At 70.2% G+C, this 26,757-nt stretch carries 25 protein-coding genes; 9 read left to right on the plus strand and 16 right to left on the minus strand.

Annotated features, from left to right (window positions below; genetic code table 11):
* Positions 1–2: 2 nt before the first annotated feature.
* From ACIOKD_RS17935 to ACIOKD_RS17945, 3 genes are all read right to left on the minus strand, one after another.
* A complete protein-coding gene (locus tag ACIOKD_RS17935; protein WP_402084531.1) occupies positions 3–965 on the minus strand; it encodes a carbohydrate ABC transporter permease in 963 nt (320 codons plus the stop codon).
* On the minus strand, positions 965–2,251 hold the full coding sequence (locus ACIOKD_RS17940; RefSeq protein WP_402084533.1) for an extracellular solute-binding protein: 1,287 nt from the start codon (positions 2,249–2,251) through the stop codon (positions 965–967). The genes ACIOKD_RS17935 and ACIOKD_RS17940 overlap by 1 nt, the downstream gene beginning before the upstream one ends.
* Positions 2,252–2,344: 93 nt before the next feature.
* A complete protein-coding gene (locus ACIOKD_RS17945; protein WP_402084536.1) occupies positions 2,345–3,418 on the minus strand; it encodes a carbohydrate kinase family protein in 1,074 nt (357 codons plus the stop codon).
* A 148-nt stretch (positions 3,419–3,566) separates the two neighbouring features.
* Here ACIOKD_RS17945 and ACIOKD_RS17950 point away from each other — a divergent pair, with 148 nt between their 5' ends.
* From ACIOKD_RS17950 to ACIOKD_RS17965, 4 genes are all read left to right on the plus strand, one after another.
* Positions 3,567–4,316, plus strand: a complete 750-nt coding sequence (locus tag ACIOKD_RS17950; protein ID WP_398292816.1) for a DeoR/GlpR family DNA-binding transcription regulator — start codon at positions 3,567–3,569, stop codon at positions 4,314–4,316.
* Positions 4,317–4,380: 64 nt separating this feature from the next.
* Positions 4,381–5,718, plus strand: coding sequence for a 6-phospho-beta-glucosidase (locus ACIOKD_RS17955; RefSeq protein ID WP_402084540.1), 1,338 nt, complete (start codon positions 4,381–4,383; stop codon positions 5,716–5,718).
* Positions 5,719–5,750: 32 nt separating this feature from the next.
* Complete coding sequence (locus tag ACIOKD_RS17960; protein ID WP_402084542.1) at positions 5,751–8,882, plus strand: alpha-mannosidase; 3,132 nt, start codon at positions 5,751–5,753, stop codon at positions 8,880–8,882.
* A gap of 196 nt (positions 8,883–9,078) precedes the next feature.
* Positions 9,079–9,966 carry a sulfotransferase family protein gene (locus ACIOKD_RS17965; RefSeq protein ID WP_402084545.1) on the plus strand — a complete coding sequence of 296 codons (888 nt, stop codon included), beginning with the start codon at positions 9,079–9,081 and terminating at the stop codon, positions 9,964–9,966.
* 55 nt (positions 9,967–10,021) lie between these two features.
* Here the strand turns inward: ACIOKD_RS17965 and ACIOKD_RS17970 are convergent, their stop codons facing one another.
* Positions 10,022–11,218 carry an ATP-grasp domain-containing protein gene (locus ACIOKD_RS17970; protein ID WP_402084547.1) on the minus strand — a complete coding sequence of 399 codons (1,197 nt, stop codon included), beginning with the start codon at positions 11,216–11,218 and terminating at the stop codon, positions 10,022–10,024.
* A 770-nt stretch (positions 11,219–11,988) separates the two neighbouring features.
* Between ACIOKD_RS17970 and ACIOKD_RS17975 the strand changes: the two genes are divergently transcribed.
* Positions 11,989–12,894: a metallophosphoesterase family protein gene (locus tag ACIOKD_RS17975; protein ID WP_402084550.1), complete on the plus strand. Its 906-nt coding sequence runs from the start codon at positions 11,989–11,991 to the stop codon at positions 12,892–12,894.
* Positions 12,842–13,549: a 4'-phosphopantetheinyl transferase gene (locus ACIOKD_RS17980; RefSeq protein ID WP_402084553.1), complete on the plus strand. Its 708-nt coding sequence runs from the start codon at positions 12,842–12,844 to the stop codon at positions 13,547–13,549. Before ACIOKD_RS17975 ends, ACIOKD_RS17980 begins: the two co-directional genes overlap by 53 nt.
* A gap of 48 nt (positions 13,550–13,597) precedes the next feature.
* On the opposite strand, the gene ACIOKD_RS17985 is transcribed toward ACIOKD_RS17980, so the two are convergent.
* The 4 genes from ACIOKD_RS17985 to ACIOKD_RS18000 all read right to left on the minus strand — a co-directional run bounded on the left by ACIOKD_RS17985 (position 13,598) and on the right by ACIOKD_RS18000 (position 16,554).
* Positions 13,598–13,825: a hypothetical protein gene (locus ACIOKD_RS17985; RefSeq protein ID WP_107020061.1), complete on the minus strand. Its 228-nt coding sequence runs from the start codon at positions 13,823–13,825 to the stop codon at positions 13,598–13,600.
* 330 nt (positions 13,826–14,155) lie between these two features.
* Positions 14,156–15,316, minus strand: a complete 1,161-nt coding sequence (locus tag ACIOKD_RS17990; RefSeq protein ID WP_402084556.1) for an MAB_1171c family putative transporter — start codon at positions 15,314–15,316, stop codon at positions 14,156–14,158.
* A gap of 15 nt (positions 15,317–15,331) precedes the next feature.
* Complete coding sequence (locus tag ACIOKD_RS17995; RefSeq protein WP_402085018.1) at positions 15,332–15,862, minus strand: toxin-antitoxin system, toxin component; 531 nt, start codon at positions 15,860–15,862, stop codon at positions 15,332–15,334.
* A 32-nt stretch (positions 15,863–15,894) separates the two neighbouring features.
* Positions 15,895–16,554 carry a helix-turn-helix domain-containing protein gene (locus ACIOKD_RS18000; protein WP_402084558.1) on the minus strand — a complete coding sequence of 220 codons (660 nt, stop codon included), beginning with the start codon at positions 16,552–16,554 and terminating at the stop codon, positions 15,895–15,897.
* 277 nt (positions 16,555–16,831) lie between these two features.
* Between ACIOKD_RS18000 and ACIOKD_RS18005 the strand changes: the two genes are divergently transcribed.
* Positions 16,832–17,509, plus strand: a complete 678-nt coding sequence (locus ACIOKD_RS18005; protein ID WP_402084560.1) for a hypothetical protein — start codon at positions 16,832–16,834, stop codon at positions 17,507–17,509.
* Between the two features lie 40 nt (positions 17,510–17,549).
* Here the strand turns inward: ACIOKD_RS18005 and ACIOKD_RS18010 are convergent, their stop codons facing one another.
* From ACIOKD_RS18010 to ACIOKD_RS18025, 4 genes are read right to left on the minus strand one after another with little or no spacing between them, the layout of a single operon-like run.
* On the minus strand, positions 17,550–18,371 hold the full coding sequence (locus tag ACIOKD_RS18010) for an ABC transporter ATP-binding protein (protein ID WP_402084562.1): 822 nt from the start codon (positions 18,369–18,371) through the stop codon (positions 17,550–17,552).
* Between the two features lie 20 nt (positions 18,372–18,391).
* Positions 18,392–19,171 carry an ABC transporter permease gene (locus ACIOKD_RS18015; protein WP_402085021.1) on the minus strand — a complete coding sequence of 260 codons (780 nt, stop codon included), beginning with the start codon at positions 19,169–19,171 and terminating at the stop codon, positions 18,392–18,394.
* A gap of 5 nt (positions 19,172–19,176) precedes the next feature.
* Complete coding sequence (locus tag ACIOKD_RS18020) at positions 19,177–19,950, minus strand: ABC transporter permease (RefSeq protein ID WP_402084565.1); 774 nt, start codon at positions 19,948–19,950, stop codon at positions 19,177–19,179.
* Positions 19,947–20,918 (minus strand): ABC transporter substrate-binding protein, encoded by a 972-nt coding sequence (locus ACIOKD_RS18025; protein ID WP_402084567.1) that lies wholly within the window; start codon positions 20,916–20,918, stop codon positions 19,947–19,949. The genes ACIOKD_RS18020 and ACIOKD_RS18025 overlap by 4 nt, the downstream gene beginning before the upstream one ends.
* 184 nt (positions 20,919–21,102) lie before the next feature.
* Between ACIOKD_RS18025 and ACIOKD_RS18030 the strand changes: the two genes are divergently transcribed.
* The gene (locus ACIOKD_RS18030; RefSeq protein ID WP_402084569.1) at positions 21,103–21,918 is read left to right on the plus strand and encodes an IclR family transcriptional regulator C-terminal domain-containing protein; all 816 of its coding nucleotides are present in this window, start codon (positions 21,103–21,105) and stop codon (positions 21,916–21,918) included.
* On the opposite strand, the gene ACIOKD_RS18035 is transcribed toward ACIOKD_RS18030, so the two are convergent.
* The 4 genes from ACIOKD_RS18035 to ACIOKD_RS18050 form a co-directional block, all read right to left on the minus strand.
* Positions 21,869–22,822, minus strand: coding sequence for a PDR/VanB family oxidoreductase (locus ACIOKD_RS18035; RefSeq protein ID WP_402084571.1), 954 nt, complete (start codon positions 22,820–22,822; stop codon positions 21,869–21,871). The genes ACIOKD_RS18030 and ACIOKD_RS18035 overlap by 50 nt on opposite strands.
* Positions 22,819–23,004 carry a hypothetical protein gene (locus tag ACIOKD_RS18040; protein WP_402084574.1) on the minus strand — a complete coding sequence of 62 codons (186 nt, stop codon included), beginning with the start codon at positions 23,002–23,004 and terminating at the stop codon, positions 22,819–22,821. Before ACIOKD_RS18040 ends, ACIOKD_RS18035 begins: the two co-directional genes overlap by 4 nt.
* Positions 23,001–24,065 (minus strand): Rieske 2Fe-2S domain-containing protein, encoded by a 1,065-nt coding sequence (locus ACIOKD_RS18045; protein ID WP_402084577.1) that lies wholly within the window; start codon positions 24,063–24,065, stop codon positions 23,001–23,003. Before ACIOKD_RS18045 ends, ACIOKD_RS18040 begins: the two co-directional genes overlap by 4 nt.
* Before the next feature lie 950 nt (positions 24,066–25,015).
* Complete coding sequence (locus tag ACIOKD_RS18050; RefSeq protein WP_402084579.1) at positions 25,016–25,360, minus strand: helix-turn-helix domain-containing protein; 345 nt, start codon at positions 25,358–25,360, stop codon at positions 25,016–25,018.
* A 578-nt stretch (positions 25,361–25,938) separates the two neighbouring features.
* Here ACIOKD_RS18050 and ACIOKD_RS18055 point away from each other — a divergent pair.
* Positions 25,939–26,415 carry a cation transporting ATPase C-terminal domain-containing protein gene (locus tag ACIOKD_RS18055; protein WP_402085023.1) on the plus strand — a complete coding sequence of 159 codons (477 nt, stop codon included), beginning with the start codon at positions 25,939–25,941 and terminating at the stop codon, positions 26,413–26,415.
* Positions 26,416–26,757: the final 342 nt, after the last annotated feature.

Consider the following 26,757-nt stretch of genomic DNA (forward strand, 5'->3'; position numbering starts at 1 on the left):
CCCTAGTCTTCGCCCCGGCGCTGCACCAGGCGCCAGTTGACGATCGAGAAGATGACGACGACGAGGAAGATGCCCCAGGCCACGGCGGCGCCGTAACCGAAGTCGTTGTTGTCGAAGGTCTGCTGGAAGAAGTAGAGGACCATCGTGCGGCCGGCGTGGTCGGGACCGCCCGAGAAGGTGGACTCGTTGGCCGTGGACTGCAGCAGCACCTGGGGTTCGGAGAAGCTCTGCAGTCCGGTGACGGTCGAGATGACGAGCACGAACAGCAGCACGGGCCGCATCAGCGGCAGCGTGATCCGGAAGAAGGTCTGCACGGGTCCGGCGCCGTCCATGCGCGCCGCCTCGTACAGTTCGCCGGGGATCGTCTGGAGTCCGGCGAGGAAGATGATCGCGTTGTAGCCGGTCCACTGCCAGGTCATCAGGGTGGCGATGGCGACCTTGATGCCCCACGGGGTGTTCAGCCAGGCGATCTGGTCGAGGCCGACGGCCTGCAACAGGGCGTTGACCAGGCCGAAGTTGGTGGAGAAGACCGAGCCGAAGATGATCGCGACGGCGACGACCGAGGTGACGTTGGGCAGGAAGTAGGCGAAGCGGTAGACGTTCTTGAAGCGGACCGCCGAGTTGAGCATCACGGCCGTCACCATGGCCAGGAAGATCATGGGGAAGGTGGCCAGCCCCCAGATGATCAGCGTGTTGCCGATCGAGCTCCAGAAGTCGGTGTCGCTCAGGAGATAGCGGTACTGCGAGAGGCCCGCGTACTCCATCGAGCCGAGGCCGTCCCACCGGTGGAACGACAGATAGAGCGAGAAGCCGACCGGGATCAGACCGAAGGCGAGGAAGAGGAGGTAGAAGGGGGAGATCGCGGCGTACAAACGCCAGTAGCTCAGGATGCCCTTCCTGGGGTGGGCGGAGGGCGGTTCGGCGACGGGCGCCGGAGGCTTCTCGACCAGCGGGGCGGTGGCCATCAGTGGCTCACCCCCAGGTGATCGGCGATACGCCGGCACTTGCTCATGGCGTCCTTCCAGGCCTGTTCCGGGTCCTTGCCGAGGACACCGACGTTCTTGATCTCGTCCTTGACCGGCTGCCCGAGCGCCACGTCGTACGGACTGTTGAAGGCGACCGGGATCTTCTCCGCGGCCGGTCCGTAGACGTCCATCGTGATCTGGCCGCCGAAGAACGGATCGGGCTCGCGCAGCTTCTTCATCCCGTACGAGGCGGGGGTCGACGGGAAGAGTCCCGCGTCCATGAAGCCCTGGGCCTGGTTGTCGGCCCCGAGCAGCCAGGTGATGATCTCGAAGGCCTTCTCGGGTTCACGGCACGCCTTGGTGATCGCCAGGAACGAGCCGCCGACGTTGGAGGGGCCGCCGGGACAGCTCGCGACCCGCCATCTCCCCTTGGTCCTCGGGTACTGCAGTTTGAGGTCGCCGGCGTTCCACGAGGCGTTGAGCTGGCTGGGCAGCTCGCCGCTCTCGGTGGCCGAGATGGAGTCGGGCGTACCCGTCACGATGCTCGACGCCAGCCCGCGCCGCTTGGCCTCGACGGCCCGGTCCCAGCAGATGCGCACATGGTCCTGGTCGCCGATGAAGTGCTTGTCCTTGTCGACGTACCGTTTGGTGCCCTGGCCGATCGACATCTCGAAGACGCTGGTGATGTCGGTCAGGATGAACGCCCCGCGCACCCGCTTCTTCAGTTGCTCACCGGCCGCGAAGAACTGGTCCCAGGTACCCATCTCCCTGGAGACGTCCTCCGGTTCGTGCGCGAGGCCGGCCTTCTCGTAGACGGCCGGCTGGTAGAACTGCACGACCGGCCCCACGTCGATGGGGAACCCGACGAGGCTGCCGTCCGGGGCGACCCCCTGCTCCCACTTCCAGTCCAGGTACTGGCTCTTGAGCTTCTCCGCGCCGAGCGTGCGCAGGTCCACGAACTGGTCGGCGTTCGGCAGGTATGACGCCATGTCCTCGCCCTTGAGCCCCGCGATGTCGGGGACATGGGCCTGGCCGGTCATCGTGGTGATGAGCTTGGAGCGGTAGTAGCCGCCGATCTGGATCGCGTTCAGGTCGACAGCGTTGTCGTAGCGCGCCTTGGCCTTCTTGACGACGGTGTCGCTCAGACCGCCGCTCCAGTACCACAGCACCATGTTCCGGCCCGTCGAGCCGGTCGGTACGGCGCAGCCGGACGCCAGGCCGCCGAGCGCGGTCGCGGCCGTACCGGCCAGTCCCGCGCGGAGCAGGCCCCTTCGTGAGAGCCGCACAGCTCCCACCGCCTTTCGCATGTGTTCGGTCTTCGCATCAGGAGAAGCGCTTCGGGAGAGACGCCGCAGGAGAGAGGCATCCCGGGTGAGGCATCAGAAGGGATGCGTCGCGGGAGATGCGTCGGGGGAGATCGGGAGTGCCGTGGGGGTGGGTGGAGTCACCGGGGCGTGGGGGACCGGGGGGCCGGGATCGGCGGGCACGCGGTCGGCCAGGAAGCCGTACGCGTACCGCAGTTCGGGGTTGTCGAGGGAGCGCCACCACTGGTGGATCCCGTACCAGCCGGGCGCGGCCAGCGCCCCGCCGTGCCGCTGTACGGAGAGTCCGGCGGCCAGCACCGCGAAGCGCAGCCGCTCCTCCAGGGGCCAGCCCTGCAGCGAGGCCGCGACGAAACTCGCGCCGAAGACGTCTCCGGCACCCGTCGCGTCCAGGACGTCGGTGGCGAGGGCGGGCACGTCGGCGTGCTCACCCGTGGTCTGGTCGACGGCGATCGCGCCGTCCCGGCCGCGGGTGACCACGGCCACCGGCACCAGCTCGGAGAGCCTGGAGAGCGCGTCGGCCGCGGTGTCGGTGCGGGTGTACGCCATCGCCTCGGTGTCGTTCGGGACGAAGGCGTGGCACAGGGCGAGCTGGTCGAGGAGGTCCGAGGACCACTGCTGGGTGGGGTCCCAGCCGACGTCCGCGTAGATCTTCGTGCCGTTCGCTGCCGCCTTGGCGATCCACTCGCGGGGTTCGGCCTCGATGTGCACGAGGGCCGTACGCGCGGCGGGCGGGTGGCCCATCAGCACGTCCTGCGAGTACGGGGGCTCCTGGCCGTGGGTGACCAGGGCCCGGTCGTGACCGTACGCGATCGAGACGGTGACCGGGGTGTGCCAGCCGTCCGCCGTACGGGAGAGCGAGAGGTCGATGTGCTCCTGTCCTGCGAGGATCTCACGGCAGTACGCGCCGTAGTAGTCGTCGCCGAACACGGTGGCCAGGGAGGTCTTGAGGCCGTAACGGGCCGCGGCCACGGCCAGGTTGGCGATGCCGCCCGGGCTCGTGCCCATCCCGTCGGTCCAGATCTCCTCGCCGGGGGTCGGCGGCTTGCCCAGACCGGTCAGGACGAGGTCGTAGAAGAGCAGCCCGGTCAGCAGCACATCGGGCCGCGCGTCGGGTCGTGTCTCACCCACGAGCGCATCCTCTCGTCAAAACTCTTCATTTTCGGTGCACCGGATCGTGTTTCGGTGGACAGGATCGTGCGCGTCTCCGGCCGATTTGGCAAGAGTCGAGCAGAACTGAGCATAGAAATGATTGGCAATGACGAGTACTGTTCAGCTCGTGCTTGCAGAGCGACGACATCAACTCATCCTGCGGGCCCTGCGCTCCGGTGGCCCCGCGGCCGTGACCGACCTCTCGGAGCAGCTCGGCGTGAGCCCCGCCACCGTCCGGCGCGACCTGCTCAAGCTGGAGGAGGAGGGCCTGCTCACCCGGGTGCACGGCGGAGCGGTCGCCGAGGAGGGCGACCAGCCCTTCGCCGAGGTCGCCGAGGTGCGCGTGGCCGAGAAGGACGCCATAGCGGCACGTGCGGCGGCCCTCGTGGAGGACGGCCAGTCCGTACTGCTCGACATCGGCACCACCGCCTACCGGCTGGCCCGGCAGCTGCACGGCCGCCGGATCACCGTGATCACCAGCAACCTCGTGGTCTACGAGGAGCTGGTGGACGACGAGGCGATCGAACTGGTGCTGCTCGGCGGCATGGTCCGCCGCGAGTACCGCTCACTGGTCGGCTTCCTCACCGAGGACAACCTGCGCCAGCTGCATGCGGACTGGCTGTTCCTGGGAACAAGCGGAGTGAGGCCGGGAGGGCAGGTGATGGACACGACCGTCGTCGAGGTGCCGGTGAAGCGCGCCATGATCAAGGCGGCCGACCGGGTCGTCCTGCTCGCCGACCGCGCCAAGTTCCCGGGGACGGGAATGGCGAGGGTCTGCGGACCCGAGGACCTGGACGTCGTGGTGACCAACGCGCCGGCGGACGCCGGGACGCGGGCCGCCCTGGAAGAGGCGGGCGTACGCGTGGTGCTCACGTGACCGGCGCGCGCGGAGGCCCCGAGACAGGGCCGACGACCCCGAGGAACAGCGAAAGGGCAGTTGCGTGAAGCTGACGATTCTGGGCGGCGGCGGATTCCGCGTGCCGCTCGTGTACGGGGCGCTCCTCGGAGACCGCGGCGAGGGCCGCGTCACCGACGTCGTCCTGCACGACCTCGACCAGGGACGGCTCTCCGCCGTCGCCCGGGTCCTCGCCGAGCAGGCGGCCGGCCACCCGGACGCACCCGCCGTGACCGCCACCACGGATCTGGACGAGGCACTGCGCGGCGCCGACTTCATCTTCTCCGCGATCCGGGTCGGCGGCCTCGAAGGCCGCGCCGCCGACGAACGGGTCGCGCTCGACCAGGGCGTCCTCGGCCAGGAGACGGTCGGCGCCGGCGGTATCGCCTACGGCCTGCGCACGGTGCCCGTCGCCGTCGACATCGCCCGGCGGGTGGCCCGGCTCGCACCCGACGCCTGGCTCATCAACTTCACCAACCCGGCCGGACTGGTCACCGAGGCCATGTCCCGCCACCTCGGCGACCGTGTCATCGGCATCTGCGACTCCCCGGTCGGCCTCGGCCGCCGCATCGCCCGGGTACTGGGCGCCAACCCGCGCGAGGCCTGGATCGACTACGTCGGCCTCAACCACCTCGGCTGGGTCCGCGGACTGCACGTCGCCGGACGCGACGAACTCCCGCGGCTGCTCGCCGACACCGATCTGCTCGGCTCCTTCGAGGAGGGCAAGCTCTTCGGCACCGAGTGGCTCCAGTCGCTCGGCGCCATCCCGAACGAGTATCTGCACTACTACTACTTCAACCGCGAGGCGGTCCGCGCCTACAGCCGGGCCGAGAAGACCCGCGGCGCGTTCCTGCGCGACCAGCAGGCCCACTTCTACGAGGAGATGAGCCGCCCGGACAGTGCCGCCCTCACCGCCTGGGACCGTACGCGGGCCGAGCGCGAGGCCACGTACATGTCCGAGAACCGGGAGAGCGCCGGCGCGGGCGAGCGCGAGGCCGACGACCTGTCCGGCGGTTACGAGAAGGTGGCCCTCGCCCTGATGCGGGCCATCGCCCGCGACGAGCGGACCACGCTCATCCTCAACGTCCGCAACCAGGGAACCCTGGCGGCGCTCGACGCGGACGCCGTCATCGAGGTGCCCTGCCTGGTCGACGCCAACGGCGCGCACCCGGTCGCCGTGGCCCCGCTGCCCGACCACGCCACCGGTCTGGTGTGCGCGGTGAAGGCCGTGGAGCGGGAGGTGCTGGCCGCCGCCGGGTCGGGTTCGCGCGCCACGGCCGTGAAGGCCTTCGCCCTGCACCCGCTGGTCGACTCGGTGAATGTGGCACGCGACCTGGTGGACGGGTACATCGCGGTCCATCCTGGTCTCGCCTACCTCAAGTAAGCGCTTTCCCCGCTCGTTACCTGGAGACTTTCATGCACGACGAACGCCGGCGAATCGAGGAGCGCGTCCAGCGCCTTCACGACCAGCGCATCAGGGCCGCGATCTACGCCGCCGCCGTGCCCTTCGAGATCGAGGCATGGCAGGCCCCGGGGGAGCCCGTCCCCTTCGAGGAGGCCGCGTCCGCCCCGTACGCGCCCTTTGAAATGGGCACGCCGTGGGGCCCGCCCTGGGGCACGACCTGGTTCCGGATGCGCGGGCAGGTGCCCGCCGAGTGGGCGGGCAGGCGCGTCGAGGCGGTCATCGACCTCGGGTTCGTCGGCGACTGGCCCGGCAACCAGGCCGAGGCCCTGGTCCACCTCACGGACGGCACCCCGCTGAAGGCGGTCAACCCGCTCAACCAGTACGTGGCGATCGCCAACCCCGCGGTCGGCGGCGAGGAGATCGACTACCTGGTGGAGGCGGCCTCCAACCCGGACATCCTCGCCGACGACTTCTCGAAGACCACGCCGATGGGTGACATCCGCACGGCGGGCGACAAGCCCCTCTACACCTTCCGGCGGGCCGACATCGCCGTCCTCGACGAGGAGGTCTGGCACCTCGACCTCGACATCCAGGTCCTGCGCGAGCTGATGCTGGAGCTGGGCGAGCACGACCCCCGCCGGCACGAGATCACCCACGCCCTGGACCGGGCCCTGGACCTGCTGGACCTCGACGACATCGCCGGTTCGGCCGCCGACGTACGGGCCGCGCTGAAGCCCGCGCTGTCCAAGCCCGCCAACGCCAGCGCCCACATCGTCTCCGGCGTCGGCCACGCGCACATCGACTCCGCCTGGCTCTGGCCGATCCGCGAGACCAAGCGCAAGACCTCCCGCACCTTCTCGAACGTCACCTCGCTCGCCGACGAGTACGAGGACTTCATCTTCGCCTGCTCGCAGGCCCAGCAGTACGAGTGGGTGCGGGACAACTACCCGAAGGTCTGGGCCCGCATCCAGGAGTCCGTCAAGAAGGGCCAGTGGGCGCCGGTCGGCGGCATGTGGGTCGAGGCCGACGGCAACCTGCCCGGCGGCGAGGCCGTCGCCCGCCAGTTCGTCCACGGCAAGCGGTTCTTCATCGAGCACTTCGGCGTCGAGACCAAAGGCGTGTGGCTGCCGGACTCCTTCGGCTACACCGCGTCCTACCCGCAGCTCGCCAAGCTGGCCGGCAACGAGTGGTTCCTCACCCAGAAGATCTCCTGGAACCAGACCAACAAGTTCCCGCACCACACTTTCTGGTGGGAGGGCATCGACGGCACGCGGATCTTCACGCACTTCCCGCCCGTCGACACCTACAACGCCCGCTTCAGCGGTGAGGAGATGGCGCGCGCCACCCGCAACTACCAGGAGAAGGGTGTCGGCACACGCTCGCTGGCCCCCTTCGGCTGGGGCGACGGCGGCGGCGGCCCCACCCGCGAGATCATGGAGCGGGCGCGGCGCCTCGCGGACCTGGAGGGCTCGCCGAAGGTCGTCGTGGAGCACCCCGACGACTTCTTCGCCAAGGCCCGTGCGGAGTACCCCGACGCCCCCGTCTGGGTCGGTGAGCTGTACCTGGAACTGCACCGGGCCACCTACACCTCGCAGGCCCGCACCAAGCAGGGCAACCGCCGCAGCGAACACAAGCTCCGCGAGGCCGAGCTGTGGGCGACGACGGCCGCGCTGCACGCGCCCGGCTACGCCTACCCGCACGACAAGCTCGACCGGCTCTGGAAGACGGTCCTGCTCCACCAGTTCCACGACATCCTGCCCGGCTCCTCCATCGCCTGGGTGCACCGCGAGGCGGAGGCCGAGTACGCGCGCGTCGCCGAGGAGGTCGAGGCACTGACCGCCGAGGCGGTCACCGCACTCGGCACCGGTGGCGCCCGCGTCTTCAACACCAGCCCGGTCGAGCGCCGGGAGGTCGTACGGACCGCCGACGGCTCCCTGGCCCACACGGTGGTCCCGGCGAACGGCAGCGCGCCCCTCGGCACGGGCACCGGCACCGGCACCGGCACGGGCACGGGCACGGGCACCGGCACCGGCACCGGCACCGATTCCGGCACCGATTCCGGGGCCGCGGAGGCGCCGAGCCCCGTGTCCGTCACCGGCCGCGTCCTCGACAACGGCCTGGTCCGCGTCGAGATCGCCGAGGACGGCACCCTGTCCTCCGTACGCGATCTGCGCGCCGGCGGCCGGGAGGTCCTGGCCGGCCAGGGCAACCTGCTCCGTCTCCACACGGACCTCCCGAACCACTGGGACGCCTGGGACGTCGACAAGCACTACAAGAACCGCTACACGGACCTGCTGGACACCGACTCCGTGACGGTCGTCGAGGACGACCCGCTGCTCGGGGCGATCCGCGTCCAGCGCTCCTTCGGCAACGGTTCGCACATCACGCAGACGATCAGCCTGCGCGCCGGCAGCCCCCGGATCGACTTCGAGACGGACATCGACTGGCACGAGGCCGAGAAGTTCCTCAAGGCGGGCTTCCCGGTGGACATCCGGGCGGCGCACTCGTCCGCCGAGATCGCGTTCGGCCACATCCAGCGGCCCACGCACACCAACACCACCTGGGAGTCGGCCCGCTTCGAGGTCTCCGGCCACCGCTGGGTCCACCTCGGCGAACCCGGCTACGGCGTCGCCGTCATCAACGACTCCACGTACGGCCACGACGTCTCCCGCACGGTCCGCGAGGACGGGGGCACGACGACCACGGTCCGGCTCAGCCTGGTCCGCGCCCCGCGCATCCCGGACCCGGCGGCCGACCAGGGCAGGCACCACTTCACCTACGCGCTGCTGCCGGGCGCCACCATCGAGGACGCGGTCGCCGAGGGCTACGCGCTCAACCTGCCGCTGCGGGTGGCGGACTCGGCGGGCACCCCCGAACCGGTCGTCTCCGTCGACGGCGAGGGCGTGACCATCGAGGCCGTCAAGCTCGCCGACGACGCCTCGGGCGATGTCGTCGTACGCCTCTACGAGTCCCGCGGCGGCCGTGCGCAGGGCACCCTGCGCACGGGTTTCCCGCTGGCCGGTGCCGAGTTCACCGACCTGCTGGAGCGCCCACTGTCGACGGCGGACACGGACGGGAACGGCGTCTTCGTCACCCTCCGCCCCTTCGAGATCCAGACGCTGCGGCTGGCCGTGCGGAAGTGAGGAACACGCTCATGCCGAAGCGGTGACCCCGTTTCCCATGAACAATTAAGGAAGCGGTGAACGGCCTGGTCACGGCGGGTGGGGGAGAGGTCCCCCGGCCGCCGTGACCAGTCCCCTTTCCCTGCACGACACCTGCGGTTCGCTCGGCGCCCCTGTGATGAGGGCGATGGGGGCAGTACGAGAGAAAGGTGTCACCGTGCGAGACCCGCGCATGTCCGCGATCGGCAAAGGGCTGAGGCGCCGCGGCAGACTGATGGCCCAGGCGGTGAGCCCGCCGCGCCGGAACCTCGACGCCGTGCCCACACCGCGCGAGGCCGAGGGCTCCCGCACCGAGGACGGCTATGTGGCGCCCCGCGCCCCGCGTCTGGTGGACTCGCCGGTCTTCGTCCTGTCCTGCGTCCGCTCGGGCTCGACCCTCCTGCGGGTCCTGCTGAACAGCCACAGCAGCATCCGGGCCCCGCACGAGATGCACCTGCGCACCCTGCACGTCCATCTGTCCCGTGACTTCACCGCCGACGCCATGCGGGCACTGGAACTGGACAAGGAGGAGCTGGAGCACACGCTGTGGGACCGCGTGATGCACCTGGAACTCGCCCGCAGCGGCAAGCAGATCATCGTCGACAAGACCCCGCCCAACACCCTCATCTGGCCGCGACTGCAACGATGTTGGCCCAACGCCCGCTACATCGTGCTGCTCCGCCACCCCGGCGCCGTGGTCGCCTCACTGACCGACCGCCGCACCGACCCCGACCCCGAGCAGATCCGCGCCGAGGTCCTCGACTACGGCGTACGGCTCGACGGGGCCCGCCGCACCCTCGACGCCCACGTGATGACGTACGAGGAACTCACCGCCGATCCCGAGCGGACCACGCGCGGGCTGTGCGAGTACCTCGATGTGCCCTGGGAGAGCGCGATGCTCGACTACGGGACGAAGGACCACGGCACCTTCCGGCCCCAGCTCGGCGACTGGAGCCCCACCATCAGGTCGGGCCGCATCCAGCCGGCCCGCCCGGCCGACCCGAAGGCCGAACTGCCGCCCCAGCTGGCCGAGTTGGCGAGGGCATGGGGATACCCGGTCGGCTGACCGGACACCCCCGCTGCGAGAGCCCCTGCGAGGAAACGATCCGGTATCGGACCGATCAGACGGTCAAGGGGCTGTCCGAAGACTGCGAAGCCTGAGCCGTATGAGCCTGACGGGTTGTCTGAGCCGTCTGAGCCGTACGGGCCGCCTGAGCCGTACGGGCTTCCTGGGCCGGCTGGGCTTCCGGGGTCGATGGGGCCGGCTGCGCTTCGGGGGCGGTGTCCGGCGCCGACGCCGGACGCACCGCGCGCGGCCCGGAGACCACCGCGTAGTCCGAGCCGAGGAACGGCGGGACGACATCGCCGGGCTCCTCGCCGAGCGCGAGGCGCACGGCGGCCCACGGCGCGTTGATCCCGCACTGCGAGAGCTGGTGCAGACCGCCCGCCGGGCGCGTGTTCACGTCCATGAGGACCGGCTCGTCACCGAACATCCGGAACTGGATGTTCGTCAGGTAGTGCAGCCCGAAACCCTCCGCGAGGACGCGCGCCGGCTCGATGAACGACGGGTCGAGCGTGAAACCGCGCCGCCGCCCGTTCTTCGTACGGCCCACGGCCATCCGGACCCGTCCGTCAGGACCGGTGAGGCAGTCCACGGACACCTCGGGCTCGCCCAGAAGGGGCATGACAAGCCAGTCCACGGGCTCGTCCGCCTGCCGCAGCGCCTGGACGACCAGGTCCAGCGGCATGTACGGGCTCGGGAAGCCGCTCAGGTGCATGAGCGAGAAGGGGGTGCGCGTGATGATGCGGAAGCCGACGCCACCCGCTCCGGAGGCGGGCTTGAAGCACGCCTTGTGACCGGCCGCCTCCAGCTCGTCGACCGCGGCGATCAGCTCGTCAGCGGTGCGGACCCGCCACCACGGAGGCACCGGCACGCCGAGCTTCTCGACGGCCTCGTACGCGACGACCTTGTCCTGGAAGGTGTGCACGGCCTCGGCGGGCGGCGCGAGCAGCGCGGTGCCGACCGCGGCGAACTCCTCGCGGTGCCCTGCCAGGGCGGTCTGGTGCAGGACGGGCACGAACACGTCGATCGAGTGCCGGGCGCACTGGTCGAGCGCGTACTCGACATAGGCGGCCGGGGACAGCCCCTCCGGCTCCATCGCGGCGATGTCCGCGGCGGCCAGGATCGGGGAGTCGGGGTCGCCGTGGGTGGCGTGGATCTCGACCGCGCGGCCACACGGATTTCGCCGCAGCTGATCCATGAAGAACACGTTCTCCGCGTACGTGCGGTTGAGCCAGACGCGTACGCGAGAGACCATGCAGGCCGCCTTTCAAGGTTTGCGGGCACGTCAAAGCAGACCATGCTCGGCAAGAGGTTGAGTGGGTACACAAAACCGCCGTTCGAAAACGGGAGTTCGTGGCGGTTGTGTATGGCCGATCATAGGGGTTCCTGACCAGTGCTGCTGCTACGGCCGTGTTACGGAATCACCCGCCGGGCCCGCCGTACGGGTCCGCCCGCCGGGCCCGCCGGGGCTCGCGTGGCAGGTCAGAGGCCTGCGCCCGTCGACGCCTAGGGGCCGGCGCAGGGTGCGGCCGGCCCACCGCCGGTGCTGCAGATCACCGCCGTCCGATCGGCGGATCGGGGGATCGGGGGATCGGCCGATCGGTGGGCAGGCACGGCGAGCCGGCCCCCGGGCCGACCGCGCTCCGACCCGCACCGCTCGGCGCCGCCCGCGCGGGCGGCGCCGAGCGGTGCGCGCACAAGGCACGCGCCCGCACCACCGACGTGCGGCCGGCTGCCGGCCGCACGTTCAGCCCGTCCGCCCGCTCGGCCTGTCGGCGGTCGGACGGGCCCCGTCCGCCCTGCCGACATGCCACCCGCCCGCCCAGCCGGCCTACCGACGGGCCGGAGGCCCCGGAAGCCCCGGGGGCCTGGGCCCGAGGGGGCCACCCCGGCCGGGCACCCGGTTGGCTCGGCGCCCGGGTCCCGACGCCGGACGGAGTCGCTCTTGTACCGCGCCGTGCGCGTGTGTTCTTGTGTTCTCATCCGGGCGGCCGCGAGGCGTCCCGGCACGGGGAGGGGGCGAGGGTGACGACGGCTGACCGTCAGGGCCGGCTGCTGGCCATCAGCGACCTGCACGTCGGATACGCCGAGAACCGCGCCCTCGTCGAGGAGATGCGCCCCGAGACCGACGACGACTGGCTCCTCGTGGCCGGTGACGTCGCGGAGACGGTGGCCGACATCCGCTGGGCCCTCGAAACGCTCAGCCGGCGCTTCCGGAAGGTGATCTGGGCACCCGGCAACCACGAACTGTGGACCCACCCCAAGGACACCGTCACCCTGCGCGGAGTGGCACGCTACGAGTACCTGGTGCGGCTCTGCCGCGAGCTGGGCGTGCTCACCCCGGAGGACCCCTACCCCGTGTGGGAGGGCCCCGACGGACCGGTCGCGGTGGCCCCGCTCTTCCTCCTCTACGACTACTCGTTCCTGCCCGCGGGCCGCGTGACCAAGGAAGAGGGCCTCGCGTACGCCCACGGGACGGGCATCGTCTGCACGGACGAGCACCTGCTGCACCCCGACCCGTACCCGAGCCGCGAGGCCTGGTGCCGGGCCAGGGTGGCCGAGACCGAGCGCAGGCTCGCGGAGATCCCCGACGGGCTGCCCACGGTGCTCGTCAACCACTACCCGCTGGACCGGCACCCCACGGAAGTCCTCTGGTATCCGGAGTTCGCCATGTGGTGCGGCACCCGTCTCACCTCGGACTGGCACCGCGCCCACCGGGTGGCCGTCATGGTCTACGGCCACCTGCACATTCCCCGCACCACCTGGCTCGACGGCGTCCGCTTCGAAGAGGTGTCCGTGGGTTACCCCCGCGAGTGGCGCAAGCGCTCGGAACCGCCGGGCAAGCTGCGCCGTATTCTGCCGATGGAGGTCGGATCCGGTGATCGAGGAACTGCTCCCGGAGTCGGTCGTGGCCGTGGAGGCACACGCTGACGACCACGCCGAGGGCACCGGGGCCCCGACGCCGTACCCCGAGCTGTATCCCGAGGAACAGGCGCTGATCGCGCGCGCCGTCGAGAAACGGCGCCGTGAGTTCACCGTGGTCCGCGGGTGCGCCAGGCGCGCCATGGAGAAGCTCGGCGTGCCCCCGCAGGCCGTCCTGAGCGGCGACCGGGGAGCCCCGCGATGGCCCGCCGGGCTGATCGGCAGCATGACGCACTGCGAGGGCTACGCCGCCGCCGCACTGGCCCGGACCACCGACCTGGCCTCGCTCGGCATCGACGCGGAACCCCATCTGCCGCTCCCCGACGACGTGCTGCCTTCGGTGGCGCTGCCCGGCGAGGTCCGGCGGCTGGGCGAGCTCGCCGGACACCATCCGCGGATCCACTGGGACCGGCTCCTGTTCAGCGCCAAGGAGTCGGTCTACAAGGCGTGGTTCCCCCTCACCGGGAAATGGCTCGACTTCTCCGAGGCCGACATCGAGGTCTTCATGGATCCCGGACACACCACGTCCGGCGGCCTGAGTGCCGGACTCCTCGTGCCGGGGCCGGTGGTGGACGGCCGTCGCATCGGCCGCTTCGAAGGACGCTGGACGGTGAGCCGGGGACTCGTGGCGACCTCGGTGACCGTGCCGCACGGGCAGGACTGAGCGCGGCTCCGCCCGGCGAGGGGTGGCACAGGGGCTGACGGTGGTTCATCACACCTCCGGGCACCAGGTGTGCAGCAGGCGGAAGAACGCCTCCTCGTTGCCCTCAAGGCCCGCCGCGGCCAGTGCGCGCTCCGCCTCCGCGAGGGCCGAGGGCGGTACGACGACCGGCCGCCCCGAACCGGACGGGGCGTCCATCGCGGCTCGTACGGTCTGCAGCAGGCGCAGATAGGCCTGCACGGCGGTGCGTTCGTGATCGGTCAGTACGGCTGTCGGCATCGGACGGCTCTCCCGGTTCGGCTCGGCTTCCGCTCTTCGGTCCTGCTCGCGCCGCCGCACAGCGGTGGCGCTGGGTCCAGCTTGCCGTCCGCCACTGACAATGCCCTTTCCACGCGTGTTCGTTCGCCCGGTCAGCCGAGGGAAAACCTCACGGAAACCCCTTGTCGTACAGAGGGCTCACGCTGGAACGGAGGACCTGGGCCGTACTCCCGGCGGCTCGGCGCGAGCCCGGTGAGGGGAGACGATTCCGGTGGTCGACATGCCCGGGGCCGGTGCGTCGTGCGTTGACCGCGGGCGCGTCGTGGCCGGCCGCGCAGTTCCCCGCGCCCCTCAAGGAGCGTCGCTGCGTGCGGCCTCGACCACGGGGGAGTGGCGTAGGGCCAGGGACATGCGTACCAGGTCGCGGGGGCCCTCGGTCGGTCTGGGCGGCTGCGGCGATGCGATGCGGCTGCCGTCGGGATCGGCGGCTCTGGCCCGTACCGCCGCCGCCACCATCGCCGCGTCCGCCTCGGCGCGGGCCTGGGCGGGGTCGGAGCCGGTCGCGAGCGCCGCGGCGTGCGCGCGGGCCCGTATCCCGGTGTCGAAGTAGGGGTAGAGGCTGAGCAGGCCGTCGTGGATGTCCGACTCCCGCTGGGTGACCTGGAGTTCGGCGGAGGACCACCAGGACATCCGGGCCGCGCGGCCCGCGTGCGGCGAGACCGGTGCCAGTTCCCGCCACAACGGCCCCAGCCGGCGGTACCTGCACCAGGTCGACCAGATGTCGCCGGCCCGCTGACAGGCCAGCGGAAGACAGAAGCCGACCGCGCTGATCTGCGCCCCGGCCGAGGCGAGCACCGGGGCCACGTCGGAGCTGAGGTAGTCGAGGTTCCCGCCGTTCCAGCGCGCCACCACCGCGGTGAACTTGGCGGTCAGATAGGCGATGTTGCACACATAGCCCGCCACGATGATCAGCAGCCCGGCCCGCAGCCGGCCCTGGACCTGGAGGGCCCAGCGACCGCACATCACGTTCATCGCGACACCCGCCACGGCCAGCGCGCCGAGATAGAGCACGATCATCTCGCGGACGAACGGCGCGTCGGCGTAGTACGTGTCGAAGTCCCGCAGCCGCTCGACCGGGGTGTCACCGAGGACGAACAGCACGACCAGCACCACGATCACGACGCCGTACCCGGTGATCCAGCGCCGCGACATACGCCGGGTAAGTTCGGGCGGGCCGCCCCGCCAGTTGACGATCAGCACCAGACAGGCCGCGCTGAACGCGCTCAGCAGACAGTAGACGAGCGGCGCGGATACGTTCGTGACGCCGAGGACGTCGTTGACCTCGGCGATGGTCGGCGGCGCCGCGAAGAAGAACACCAGACCCGTCAGCGCCAGCAGCCAGCACACCGACCGCAGCAGCGGATCGCGCCAGGAGCGGCGCAGCGACGGGCACTTGACGGCCAGGACAGCCGCCATGGCGACGGCGGGCAGGTAGTAACTGGACCCGTCCACGGTGTGCCGGCGCTCTCAGCCCCGCGGCCCGCGGTAGCCCAGGGACGCCTCGATGCGGCCCGCGAGACCCCCGCGCCGTACGGGCCCGCGCGACCCCGGACCGGCCAGCCACCCCCGGCACCTGCTCGCCAGCAGCAGCCCGAAGCTCTCGGCGTCCTTCTCGTCGGCCAGGTCGAACCGGGTACGCGCCGCCACCTGGCGCACGGTGGCCCGCAGGTCCGCGTCGTCCGGCAGCGGACGGGCGGCGACGGCCGCCCCCTCGACGTGGTGGCCGCGGTGGCCCGCGCTCATGTGCCACAGCTCGTGGCCGAGAATCACCAGCTGGTGGTCGGGCGCGGTGCGCTCCTCGACGACCACGAGGTCCCAGTCCGGCATGTCGAGCCAGAGCCCGCTGGCGGTGCCCGGCGGGAAGGGGGCCGTACGGAAGCGGACCGGACGGCCGCGCCGACCGCTCATGGCCCCGCACAGCGCCGCGTACAGGTCCCCGGGCTCCGCGGGTGCCGGGAGCGACAGCTCGTCGACCAACTCGCCGCACAGACGGCGCATCTCCCTTCCGACACCCACGGCAGTCCCCCGGATCACGACTCGGGCCGCTTGACGCTCTCCAGGAGCATGTCCAGCCACTCGGCGACCTTGTCCCGGTGCTGGTCGGTGGGCAGCTGCGCGGCCCGCCAGGCGATGCCACGGACCCCGTGGTCCTGCAGCAGCCGCTCCAACGGGTCGTCCGCGGTCGCCGGGTCAGCCCGCCGCTCCCGGTCGGCGAGCCGCTGGAGCAGATCCTGCTCGGTGCGCTGCAGGGCGCCGGCGAGTGCCTCGGGGTCCTCGGCGGACAGGAAGCCGGCGTGGACGCGGAAGAAGCGCTGGATGGCGTCGCAGTGCTCCATGGTGGGGCGCCGGTCGCCGTTGATGAGCGCGCCCGCCTGCTGACGCGACATGCCCGCGCCGTCGGCGATCTCCTGCTGGGTGTACCGGCGGCCGTTGGGCTTCAGGCGGGTGCGGCGCAGCAGGTCGAGGCGCTGCAGGAACCGGGCCTGGAGGTCGGGCTCGCCCGCCGACCGGCCGTTCAGCAGGGAGGCGACCACGACCTCGGGGACACCCGACGCGGCGGACAGCCGGCGGACGTCGAACACCTCGCTGTGCGGTGCGCCGAGCCGGTCCGCCAGACCGGCGACTCGGGCCACGACGGCCGGCAGCAGACCCGTCGCCGTGGCGCCCGGAACCTCGAAGCCATCCGTCACCGACAGTTCTCCTACGTCTCAATCGACCGAACGCTGTGGGGGAACCGGACCCCTCGGACGTGAAGTCCCTGTGGGGATCCGTGTTGTGCAGCGTGAACTGCCCGAAGACCGGAGAGTAGCCCTTTGGTCGAACTCGCATCCAGGTCTCGCCACAACTGTGGCGGGATTCAGCCGTCAACGGGCGCCGAATGCCACGATAGTTGACACCGCTCCGGCCGGGGTAGCAGGATCACGACGCCGCGTGAAGCCCGCATAGGCAAGAGGGGTGGACCTCCCGATGGCATACCAGGCAGGAGGGCCCCGGCCGCAGCCGCGGCCTGTCCCCGACAGTCTTGAGGCCCAGGCGTATCTCCAGGACTACGCAGCACTTCTGGACGCCGTCACCTTTCCGTCCGTCGTCGTCGACCACCGCTGGGACGTCGTCCTCGCCAACGACGCGTTCGAGACACTTTTCCGCGCGGTCGGCCCGCACCCCACCGCCATGCCCGGCGACAACTTCCTCCGCTTCGTCCTGTTCCACCCGGACGCGGGCACGGTCCTCGCCGAGCACGAGTCGAGCTGGTGCCTGCCGATGCTGGCGCACTTCGCCGCCGCCGTGGAGCGACACGGCCACGACCACGGACTCCAGTCGATCCTGCGGGACATCGCCCAGGACCCGATCATGGACGCCGCCTACCGGCACGGCCTGCCCCACTGGATCCGCTCGGTCGGCCCGCACGCGGTCGAGCACGACGGCGCGGTACGACCGCTGCTGCACCCCGATCCGCGGTGGGGGAGTACCTGCCGGATCGTCGGTGAGACCCCCAAGACCCTGCACGACATGGGGTACACGCGGCTGACGCTCGTCCTGCGCGAGGCCCGCCGCCCGGCACCGGCGACGCGCCGGACGAGCAGGCCCGGCCGCGGCCGGCGCGCGGCGGGCCACCTCAGCGTGGTGCCCGCGACCGAGGCATGAGGACCTCCGTCGGCCGCCGGTGACACGTGCGTGCGCCGCCCTACGGGGGTGAGGGCGTGTCGGTGAGGTCCTTCACCAGCCGGTCGACGACCGGTGTCCCGCGCTTCGCCGCCTGGATCTGCTCGTACACATGGGTGCGCAGTTCGGCGAAGCGCGGGGCCACCCGGGTGTGCAACTGGTCCCGTTCGGTGGGGAGATCGATCTTCAGCTGCTCCTGGACGACGGTCGGTGAGGAGGACAGGATCAGCACCCGCTCGCTGAGATAGACGGCCTCGTCGATGTCGTGCGTCACGAACAGGATCGTGATGCCCCGCTGCCGCCACAGCCCCCGGACCAGATCCTCCAGATCGGCCCGGGTCTGGGCGTCCACCGCCGCGAACGGCTCGTCCATCAGCAGCACGTCGGGCTCGTACGCCAGGGCGCGGGCGATGGCCACCCGCTGCTGCATACCGCCCGACAGCTGCCACGGGTACGCGCCCGCCGCGTCCGTGAGACCCACGGACGCCAGGGCGTCGGCGACCAGCTCACGCCGTCTGCCGGCCGTCAACTTCTTCTGCTTGAGCGGTAGTTCGACGTTCTCGCGCACCCTCATCCAGGGGAACAGGCTGCGCCCGTACTCCTGGAAGACGACAGCCATGTCCGGCGGCGGCCCGGTCACCCGGCGGCCCCCGATCAGCACCTCGCCCGCCGTGGGCGTGAGCAGGCCGCCCACGCACTTCAGCAGCGTCGTCTTGCCGCAGCCCGACGGTCCGACCAGACAGACGAGTTCGCCGGCGTCCACGGTGAAGGTGAGGTCGCGCACCGCCTCCACCCGCCGGCCCGATCCCTCGTAGACCTTTTTGAGGCCGCGTACATCGAGCATGGACCGCCCTTTCGCGAGGTTCACGACGACCGCCGGGAAGCGTCGCGCGCACCGTGGTACCAGCCGAGCGCACGACGCTCGACGAGCCGGAGGACAACCGACAGGACGAACCCGAGCAGACCGAGGAGCAGGATCCCGGTCCACATGTCGGGGATGGCGAAGCCGCGCTGGAACTGGACGATGGTGAAGCCGAGCCCGTTGCTGGCGGCGAACATCTCGCTGATGACCATCAGGATGATCCCGATGGACAGGGCCTGGCGCAGCCCCGCGAAGATCTGCGGGCTCGCCGCGGGCAGCACCAGGTGCCGCAGCCGCGCGGCGCGCGTGATGCCGTAGGAGCGGGCCGTCTCGGACATCACCGAGTCGACCGCCCGTACGCCCTCGACGGTGTTGAGCAGGATCGGCCAGACGCAGCCGCTCGCTATCACGGCGACCTTCATCGTGTCGCCGATGCCCGCGAACAGCATGATGACCGGGACGAGCACGGGCGGCGGCACCGCCCGCAGGAACTCAAGCACCGGTTCGCACACCGCCCGCACGCGGCGGTACGAGCCGATCACCGTGCCAAGCGCCACGCCCGCGACGGCCGCGCACGCGTAACCGGCGCTCAGCCGCAGCACACTGGGCAGTACGTCCTCGCGCAGCCGCTCGCCGGTCCAGACGTCCGGGAACGTGGTGAGGATGGTGCGCAGCGGCGGCCGGTAGACGTCCGTGCTGCCGTCCGACGCGTACCACCACGCCACGACGAGCAGGGCGGGCAGGGCCACGACGAGGAACAGCCGCAGCAGGACACGTCGCAGGCCGTTCACACCGCCACCTCCCCGCGCACGGACTGGTGCCAGGCCAGCGCCCGCCGTTCGACGGTCCGCGCGCCCACGTTGATGAGCAGCCCCAGCAGACCGGTGACCACCACCAGCGCGTACATCTCCGGCACCGCCTGCGAGGTCTGCGCGACAGCGATCCGCGCTCCCAACCCCGGCGCTCCGATGACGAGTTCGGCCGTCACGGCGAGGATCAGCGCCACCGCGGCGGCCAGCCGCACACCCGTCATGACGTACGGGAGGGCCGTGGGCCACAGCACATGGCGGACCCGCGCCCAGGTGCCGAGGCCGTACGAGCGGGCGGTCTCCTCGGCGACCGGGTCGACGTCCTGGACGCCGTACATGACCTGCACGAGGACCTGCCAGAACGACGCGTAGACGACCAGCAGGAGCACCGAGCGCAGTTCGGTGCCGTACAGCAGCACGGCGAGCGGAATCAGCGCGACCGACGGGATCGGGCGCAGGAACTCGATCGTCGAGGCGGTCGCCTCACGCAGGTACGGCGTGACCGAGATCAGGACGCCCGCGACGACGCCCGCGCTCACGGCGATCACGAGCCCGATCGCCCAGCCGGTGAGGGTGTCCCCGAGCGCGGTCCAGAACGCGTCGTCGGCCAGCTCGGTGGCGAGCGCGTCGGCGATACGGCTGGTCGGCGGGAAGTAGTCCTCGTCGACCAGGCCGAGCCGCGGCACCGCCTCACCGAGGGCGAGGAAGGCCGCGAGCCCGGCTGCGCCCAGAAGAGCGTTGGTCCCCCTCACGGCAGCAGCTTGTCCAGGTCCGGCGCCTGCTCGAACAGGCCGTCCTGCTCGCCCAGTTCGGCCAGCCTCTCGATGGAGGCGCGGTCCGGCTCCGCGGGCCAGCGCGGCAGGGTGAGCGTGTCCACCAGGGGCTGCGGGATCTTCGTGTACGTGGTGATGATCTCGCGGACCTCGTCCGGGTGGCTGTCGGCGTACTTCAGGGACTCGGCGGTCGCCTCCCGGAACTTCTTCACCATCTCCGGGTTCTTCTGGGCGTACTGCTGGGAGGTGAAGTACATGGCCACGGTGAGGTCGGGCGACACGTCGAAGAACAGCGACGCGATGGAGGTGCCGCCCTTGGCCTTGATACCGGCCAGCGCGGGTTCCACGACACAGGCCGCGTCCACCTGACCGCCTTCGAGCGCGGCCGGCATCTGGTCGAAGGGCATCTCCACGAACTTGACCTTGGAAGGGTCGCCGCCGTCCTTGCGGACCGACTCCCTGGTCGAGGTGTCGCAGATGTTGTTGAGCGTGTTGGCGGCGACCTTCTTGCCCTCGACGTCCTTCGCGGATTTGAGGGGGCTGCCCTTCTTCACGGCGAGTTCCGCGAAGTCGGCGCCCTCCTTGCCGGTGGACGCGACACCGTTCACCACGGCCTTGACCGGCACGTTCTTCGACTGGGCGGTCAGCAGCGACGTCATGTTGCTGAAACCGAAGTCGAACTGGCCCGAGACGACGCCGGGCACGATGGCCGCCCCGCCCTGCGCGCTCGTCAGCGACAGCTTGATGCCCCGCTCGCTGTAGAAGCCCTTCTTCTGGCCCAGGTACAGAGGCGCGACGTCGATGATCGGGATGACACCGACCTTGACCGTGCTGGTGCCCCCGGACGCCTTGTCCTTGTCGTCCGACTCGGGGGAGTCGGACGAACCGCAGGCCGTCGCGGCGACGAACGTGGCGCCGGTCACGAGGCCGATGAGCAGACGACGCATGACTCCCCCTAGTGGGACAGTTCTTCGACAGGCTGTGCGCACACCGCACAGAAGTGCTCAGCGGGAACGTAGAACCTGCCCGTGGAGCAGGTCAATGCCTATGACGCGTAAGGCCGTTGACAGTTGCCGAAGCGTGCTCCTAGCGTGCGCAGAGCGCACTCCCGTGCGTCCCGTGGAGGCGACGATGCCTGCTGCAGCCCGCGAACCGCATTTCGTCCGTTCCTTCGAGCGCGGCCTCGCGGTCATCCGCGCCTTCGACGCCGACCGCCCGGAACTCACGCTCAGCGAGGTGGCGCGGGTCACCGACCTGACCCGCGCGGCGGCCCGCCGCTTCCTGCTGACCCTCTTCGACCTGGGATACGTGGAGACGGACGGCCGGATGTTCCGGCTCACCCCGCGCGTCCTGGAACTCGGATACTCCTACCTGTCCAGTTTCACCCTGCCGGAGATAGCCGAGCCGCATCTGGAACAACTCGTCGCACAGATAAGGGAGTCGTCGTCCCTGTGCGTCCTCGACGGCGACGACATCGTGTACGTCGCCCGCATACCGACGCACCGCATCATGACCGCGACGATCACCGTCGGCAGCCGCTTTCCGGCCCATGTCACCTCGGTAGGACGGGTGTTGCTCGCGCAGCTCCCCGACGAGGAGATCGACACCCGGCTGTCACGCGCGGATCTGAGCCCCCTGACGGCCCGCACGATCGTCACGGCCGAACTGCTGCGCACCGAACTGCGCCGGGTACGCCGTCAGGGGTACGCGATCGTCGACCAGGAACTGGAGGAGGGGCTGCGCTCGGTCGCCGTCCCGGTGCGCGACCGGGACGGCGAGGTGGTCGCGGCCGTCAACATCCCCGTGCACGCCAGCCGCAACTCGGTGGAGTCCGTACGCCGTGACCTGCTGCCCCATCTGCTGGCCACGGTCGCCCGCATCGAGGCGGACCTGCGGATCACAGGTCGAGCACGAGGCGCTTCCCGAGGCACCGGGACACACAGATGAGCATGGTCTCGCCGGCCCCCCGCTCCTCGTCCGTGAGCACCGAGTCCCGGTGGTCGGGCGTGCCGTCGAGGACGTCCGTCTCACAGGTCCCGCAGGTGCCCTCGGTGCAGGAGAAGAGCACTTCGACACCCGCCGCGCGTACGGTGTCGAGCACGGAGGCGTCGGCGGGCACGGTGAGGGTGCGCCCCGACCGCTCCAGGACCACCTCGAACTCCGTCTCTCCGCCGGCGTTCTGGACTTCCGGCACCTCGGGCCGGAAGCGCTCGACGTGCAGTGTGCCGCTCGGCCACTTCGCGCACCGCTCCTCCACGGCGTCCAGCAGCGGACCGGGACCGCAGCAGTAGACGAGCGTGTCCGGCCGCGGGGCGTCCAGCACGGAGGCGAGGTCCAGCAGTCCGCTCTCGTCCTGCGGGGCGACGCTCACCCTGTCCCCGTACCGGCGCAACTCCCCGGTGAAGGCCATGGATCCGCGCGTCCGGCCGCCGTACAGCAGCGTCCAGTCCGCTCCCGCGGCCTCGGCCGCCGCGAGCATCGGCAGGATCGGGGTGATGCCGATGCCGCCCGCGACGAAGAGGTAGCGAGGGGAGGGAAGGAGAGCGAAGCGGTTGCGCGGACCGCGTACGCGGACCTTGTCGCCCACCTCCAACCGCCCGTGCACATGGGCGGATCCACCGCGTCCGTCGGGCTCCCGCAGCACCGCGACGCGCCACTCGCGCCGGTCGGCCGGATCACCGCACAGGGAGTACTGCCGCTCCAGGTCCGGCCCCAGGACCACGTCGATGTGGGCGCCCGGTTCCCAGCCGGGCAGCTGTTCGCCGAGCGGATGGCGAAGGGTGAGGGCGAGCACGCCATCGGCGGCCAAGTTTATCTGCCCGACGACGAGTTCGACTTCGTACGAGCTCATGAGCGGTGTCCCTGGGGCGTGTGTCCTTCGGGCGTGTGTCCTGTGGGGTGGCCGAGCATCCACTCCCACATCGCGACCGGGTCCTCGGCGGTGTGCTCGGCCCCGCAGTGACAGGTGCCGTGGAGCACGTCGGTGCCCGGCAGCCAGTCGATGCGGTAGACCTCACCGGTGGGGCTGCTCACAGGACCCTCTCCACCGGCTTCTCGCCCTCCTCGACAAGCCGGGCGAGAATACGGCGGGCGGCCAGACCGCCGGTGTCGATGTTGATGCTCAGCTCCTGGTAGCCGCTCCGCTCCGTGCCGAGTGTCCGCTGCAGCAGGTTGAGCGCGTCGACGTCCTGCATCACGACGGTGTGGTTGTTGGCCCGCAGGAACTCGGTCACCTCGGCGTCGTCGGTCGCCCAGTCGCGCGAGACCATCCAGAAGTCGTACACCGCGCCGTCGGCGGACGGGGTGATGGCGTACGTGATCTCCGTGTGGAAGCCGTTCGGGTCGCTGCCGTCCGCTGCGGGCACGACGCCGACCGGCGCGATCCGGCTGTGCAGCAGATACAGACACGGCGCGTGGTACTCGATGTCCTGCCAGCGGGTGATCCGCCCCTCGATACCGGTCGACCTGGCGTAGAAGGGCGGGCACTCGGCGTCCTCCATGCGCCGGCTCACCCGCACGATGCCCGCGCCCTCGTCCACCTCGGTGGTGATGGGTGTCTCGGCGACCTCGGGGGTGCCGATGTAGCCGCCGTGCAGATACGTCTCGTGGGACAGGTCGAGGAGGTTGTCGACGAGGAGCCCGTAGTCGGCGTCGATCGGCTCCATCCCGCTGACGGTGACCCAGCCGGGCGAGTCGAGGTGCGCGGCCCGCGGAATGACCTCCGGGTCGGCGAGGGCGGGGTCACCGATCCACACCCAGATCAGGGCGTCCTGTTCGACCACCGGGTAGGAGGCGACGCGGGCGGTGCGGGGAACACGTTTCTGACCGGGCACGTACACGCACGCACCCGTCGTGTCGTACGTGAAACCGTGGTAGCCGCAGACGATCCGGTCGCCGTCGAGCCCGCTGGCGGACAGCGGATAACGGCGGTGCACACACCGGTCGTGCAACGCGACGGGCCGGCCGTCGTCCTCGGTCCGATAGAAGACGAGCGGCTCACCGAGAACGGTCCGCCCGAGCAACTCCCGCCCGACCTCATGGGCGTAGGCGGCTACGTACCACTGGTTCCTGGCGAAGGCGGTGGTGTGCGGCATCGTTGCGGCTCCCGTCATTGGGTGATGGCGACATCGTCCGGAAGGGCGCCACGGGGGCGCAATACCTCTTCCGTCTCACGGAAGGGGGAGGAGAAACTGCCTGTTCAAGGCGGTGCTCGTCTGTGGGAGTGAAAACAGGAGTGCGCTGAGTCGGGCAATCCCGCTAGCGTTTCCGTGGGTGGTACGCGTCCAGCCCGGCACTCCCGCTTTGCGGGATATGGCGTCTTTGGGTGTTTTCGATCGCTTGTTGCGCCGCAAACTGCTGGTACACCGGCAGAAGTCGTATCGCCGCAGATCAACCTTGATCATTTCCGCGTTGAGAGACCGTGGGGTCGATTCCGGGTCGAATGTGCCGTTCTTTCGCCCCTCCAGTGCTTAGCTGCAGGTCAGCAGTGGGGTGAGAGGGGGTGATGGCAGGCAGCGCGAGACCGATTGCTGCGGCTGTGGCCCTGAAGCCTGTACGCGAGCAGATTCTTCGTCTGCTGGTGGTACACCATATGTGTGGCTCTGGCCCGTGTGTGGCCCGGATCTTGGTCGCGAGTTGTCTTGCGCTGCCCTCAGGAACGTGCCAGGTGGCGCACCGGGTCGTTCCACGCGCTCTGCGGAGCCGTGGAGACTGCTTCGGAAGGGTGAAGTTGGCCGACAGCCGTGGCTGCACTTCGCTGATGAACGCAAGGTGCGGGCCTGGCGCCGTCCATGCAGCAAGCTGCCGTCGACGTCGATGTGTTCCCGATGACGGCGAACGTGGAGTGCGTCGCGATCCAGGAACCTGCCGCAAAGGGTGCCTGACCTGATGTCTTGCTGAGTGTGCGCTGTGGGCGTTACGGGCGATATCTTGACCCCTGTTCGACGCACGTGATGCCCTTCCGACGCACGTCCTGATGAGGCGTCAAGTGGTCGTTGGCGGTCATGATGGCGTGAGATGCGGCGAATGGTGCCCAGCCTGGACATCAGCCCGCAGATCGCCCTGCTCGGACAGCGGCAGCCGGGGCGGCGCCGGTGGCCGGGTGGCGGTCCGGTCCCTGCCGCTGCTGAGCGATGAGCTGTTCGCGTCTTTGGAGCGGGAGTTGGACAAGGGGCCCCTCGCGCGCCGGCCCCTTCGACGCGAGAGCCCGCGTCCCACCTTCGGCCCACGCTCTGCGCCAGCGCTGCACCGGGCGGACAGTGACCCGCAGGTCACGAGCAACAACGGCAGTGTCGTCACCTCGCGAGAATCGCTCGGCCGCGACTACCCGAAGCCGCTCCCGAAACACCCCACGCCCGGCGGTCAGCCCGCCACCCTGCGCGTACCTCATTGAGACGGCATACCGCCGGGATCACCAGCTGTCAGCCCTCACGACGCCACGCTTTGAAGGTCAGTGACTGACTCCCACGTGGTGTGCGTGCTTGGGTTATTTCTTGGCGACCATGTACACGCTGCCCCCACTGTCGCTTCGGATTGGCCGTGACCAGGATGGCGCCGAAGTCACCGTCGGGCACGATGCCGGTGTCCAGGTGCTCGGCGTCCGCCGGGACCACCTGGATGTAGGTTCCGGGAGTTCGTGAGCACTGGTTCCTGCAGAAACGCCGTACTCGGGCTTCGTGAGCACCGACCCTGCCCGCCTGGCATGAACTGCTTCGAGGGCTGCGTACCGAGGTGGCCACCCAGAAGGTGCCGTCGGCGGTCAGGAGTTGTCGCACCGGGATAGGAAGGCGTGCTTGTCCTGAACCCAGCGGCAGAGGAGTCGGCAGGTGATGAGGGCGAATGCCGACTCGGCGTGCTCGGGCGCCTGGTGAAGTGGCGAACACGGTCTTCCTCTCGGGTCTGGTCAGGCGGCTTCGGACGTGGTGAACGTACCGACTCAGGTAGGGGATTGCGCGCGCGTGGGCGTTCCTGGGCACCATCTCCGCGGCCCTGGTCATGGGCGGCTTCCTCTTCACCCTCTGGCACGCCGGCTGGAGCCCAGGAGACCCCACAGGCAGCGGCACCCCTCTGCACCAGGCGTATCTGGAAGCGACGACCATCACGTTCGTCGGCATCGTCGCCTGCCAGATCGGCACCGCGTTCGCCGCCCGCACGGACCGCGCCTCCCTGTTCACCGTCGGCATCTTCACCAACCGCCTGCTCCTGTGGGGCATCGCCTTCGAGCTGGCCTTCACCGCGGCGGTCGTGTACGCGCCGCCCCTCCAGCACATCTTCGGCACGGCAGCCCTCAGCCCGGCTCAGCTCGCGATCGTCGCACCGTTCCCGCTCATCGTCTGGGGAGCCGACGAAGTCCTCCGCTGGGTCCGCCGCCATCGCGACGCGACAAGGAACGCGACACTCAGTACGTCCGTGACCTCACGCCTTACCTCGCTGTCGAAGGCGTGAAAATCTATGTCGGCCGGAGTAGACATTCGATGGTTGGCCTGGTTATGGTTTCTCTCGTAGCCCAGAGAGACAGCAGGGCCTGGCAGACACGAACTGCCGGGCAGAAGTAGTGAAGTCGCAGTGCGCAGGACGGTGCGGTGGTGGAGTTCCGAAGCCAGGGTTGTCGCAGGACGGCGACGGGGCTGACGACCGGACCGGGTGGCCCGCAGTGATCAGGGGCCGCCGCGAGCAGTACCTCGGTGAAGGCGTCGGCTGCGGGCGCGCGCACCGGGAGGTTCGGCAGTGGGGTTCCAAGCCGGAGCAGACGCAGGACGGGCGACGGGGCTGGCTGCCGAAGAGTGG

The organism is Streptomyces sp. NPDC087844, assembly GCF_044742785.1.
In the GTDB taxonomy this organism is placed as follows: domain Bacteria; phylum Actinomycetota; class Actinomycetes; order Streptomycetales; family Streptomycetaceae; genus Streptomyces.

Excerpts from the sequence above, each read along its gene's own strand:
- ACIOKD_RS18025 (WP_402084567.1), bottom strand. The coding sequence starts at position 20,918 with ATGCGTCGTCTGCTCATCGGCCTCGTGACCGGCGCCACGTTCGTCGCC.
- ACIOKD_RS18035 (WP_402084571.1), bottom strand. The coding sequence starts at position 22,822 with ATGAGCTCGTACGAAGTCGAACTCGTCGTCGGGCAGATAAACTTGGCC.
- ACIOKD_RS18045 (WP_402084577.1), bottom strand. The coding sequence starts at position 24,065 with ATGCCGCACACCACCGCCTTCGCCAGGAACCAGTGGTACGTAGCCGCC.
- ACIOKD_RS18010 (WP_402084562.1), bottom strand. The coding sequence starts at position 18,371 with ATGCTCGATGTACGCGGCCTCAAAAAGGTCTACGAGGGATCGGGCCGG.
- ACIOKD_RS17960 (WP_402084542.1), top strand. The coding sequence starts at position 5,751 with ATGCACGACGAACGCCGGCGAATCGAGGAGCGCGTCCAGCGCCTTCAC.
- ACIOKD_RS18005 (WP_402084560.1), top strand. The coding sequence starts at position 16,832 with ATGGCATACCAGGCAGGAGGGCCCCGGCCGCAGCCGCGGCCTGTCCCC.
- ACIOKD_RS17985 (WP_107020061.1), bottom strand. The coding sequence starts at position 13,825 with ATGCCGACAGCCGTACTGACCGATCACGAACGCACCGCCGTGCAGGCC.
- ACIOKD_RS18030 (WP_402084569.1), top strand. The coding sequence starts at position 21,103 with ATGCCTGCTGCAGCCCGCGAACCGCATTTCGTCCGTTCCTTCGAGCGC.
- ACIOKD_RS17995 (WP_402085018.1), bottom strand. The coding sequence starts at position 15,862 with ATGCGCCGTCTGTGCGGCGAGTTGGTCGACGAGCTGTCGCTCCCGGCA.
- ACIOKD_RS18050 (WP_402084579.1), bottom strand. The coding sequence starts at position 25,360 with ATGAGGTACGCGCAGGGTGGCGGGCTGACCGCCGGGCGTGGGGTGTTT.
- ACIOKD_RS17970 (WP_402084547.1), bottom strand. The coding sequence starts at position 11,218 with ATGGTCTCTCGCGTACGCGTCTGGCTCAACCGCACGTACGCGGAGAAC.
- ACIOKD_RS17935 (WP_402084531.1), bottom strand. The coding sequence starts at position 965 with ATGGCCACCGCCCCGCTGGTCGAGAAGCCTCCGGCGCCCGTCGCCGAA.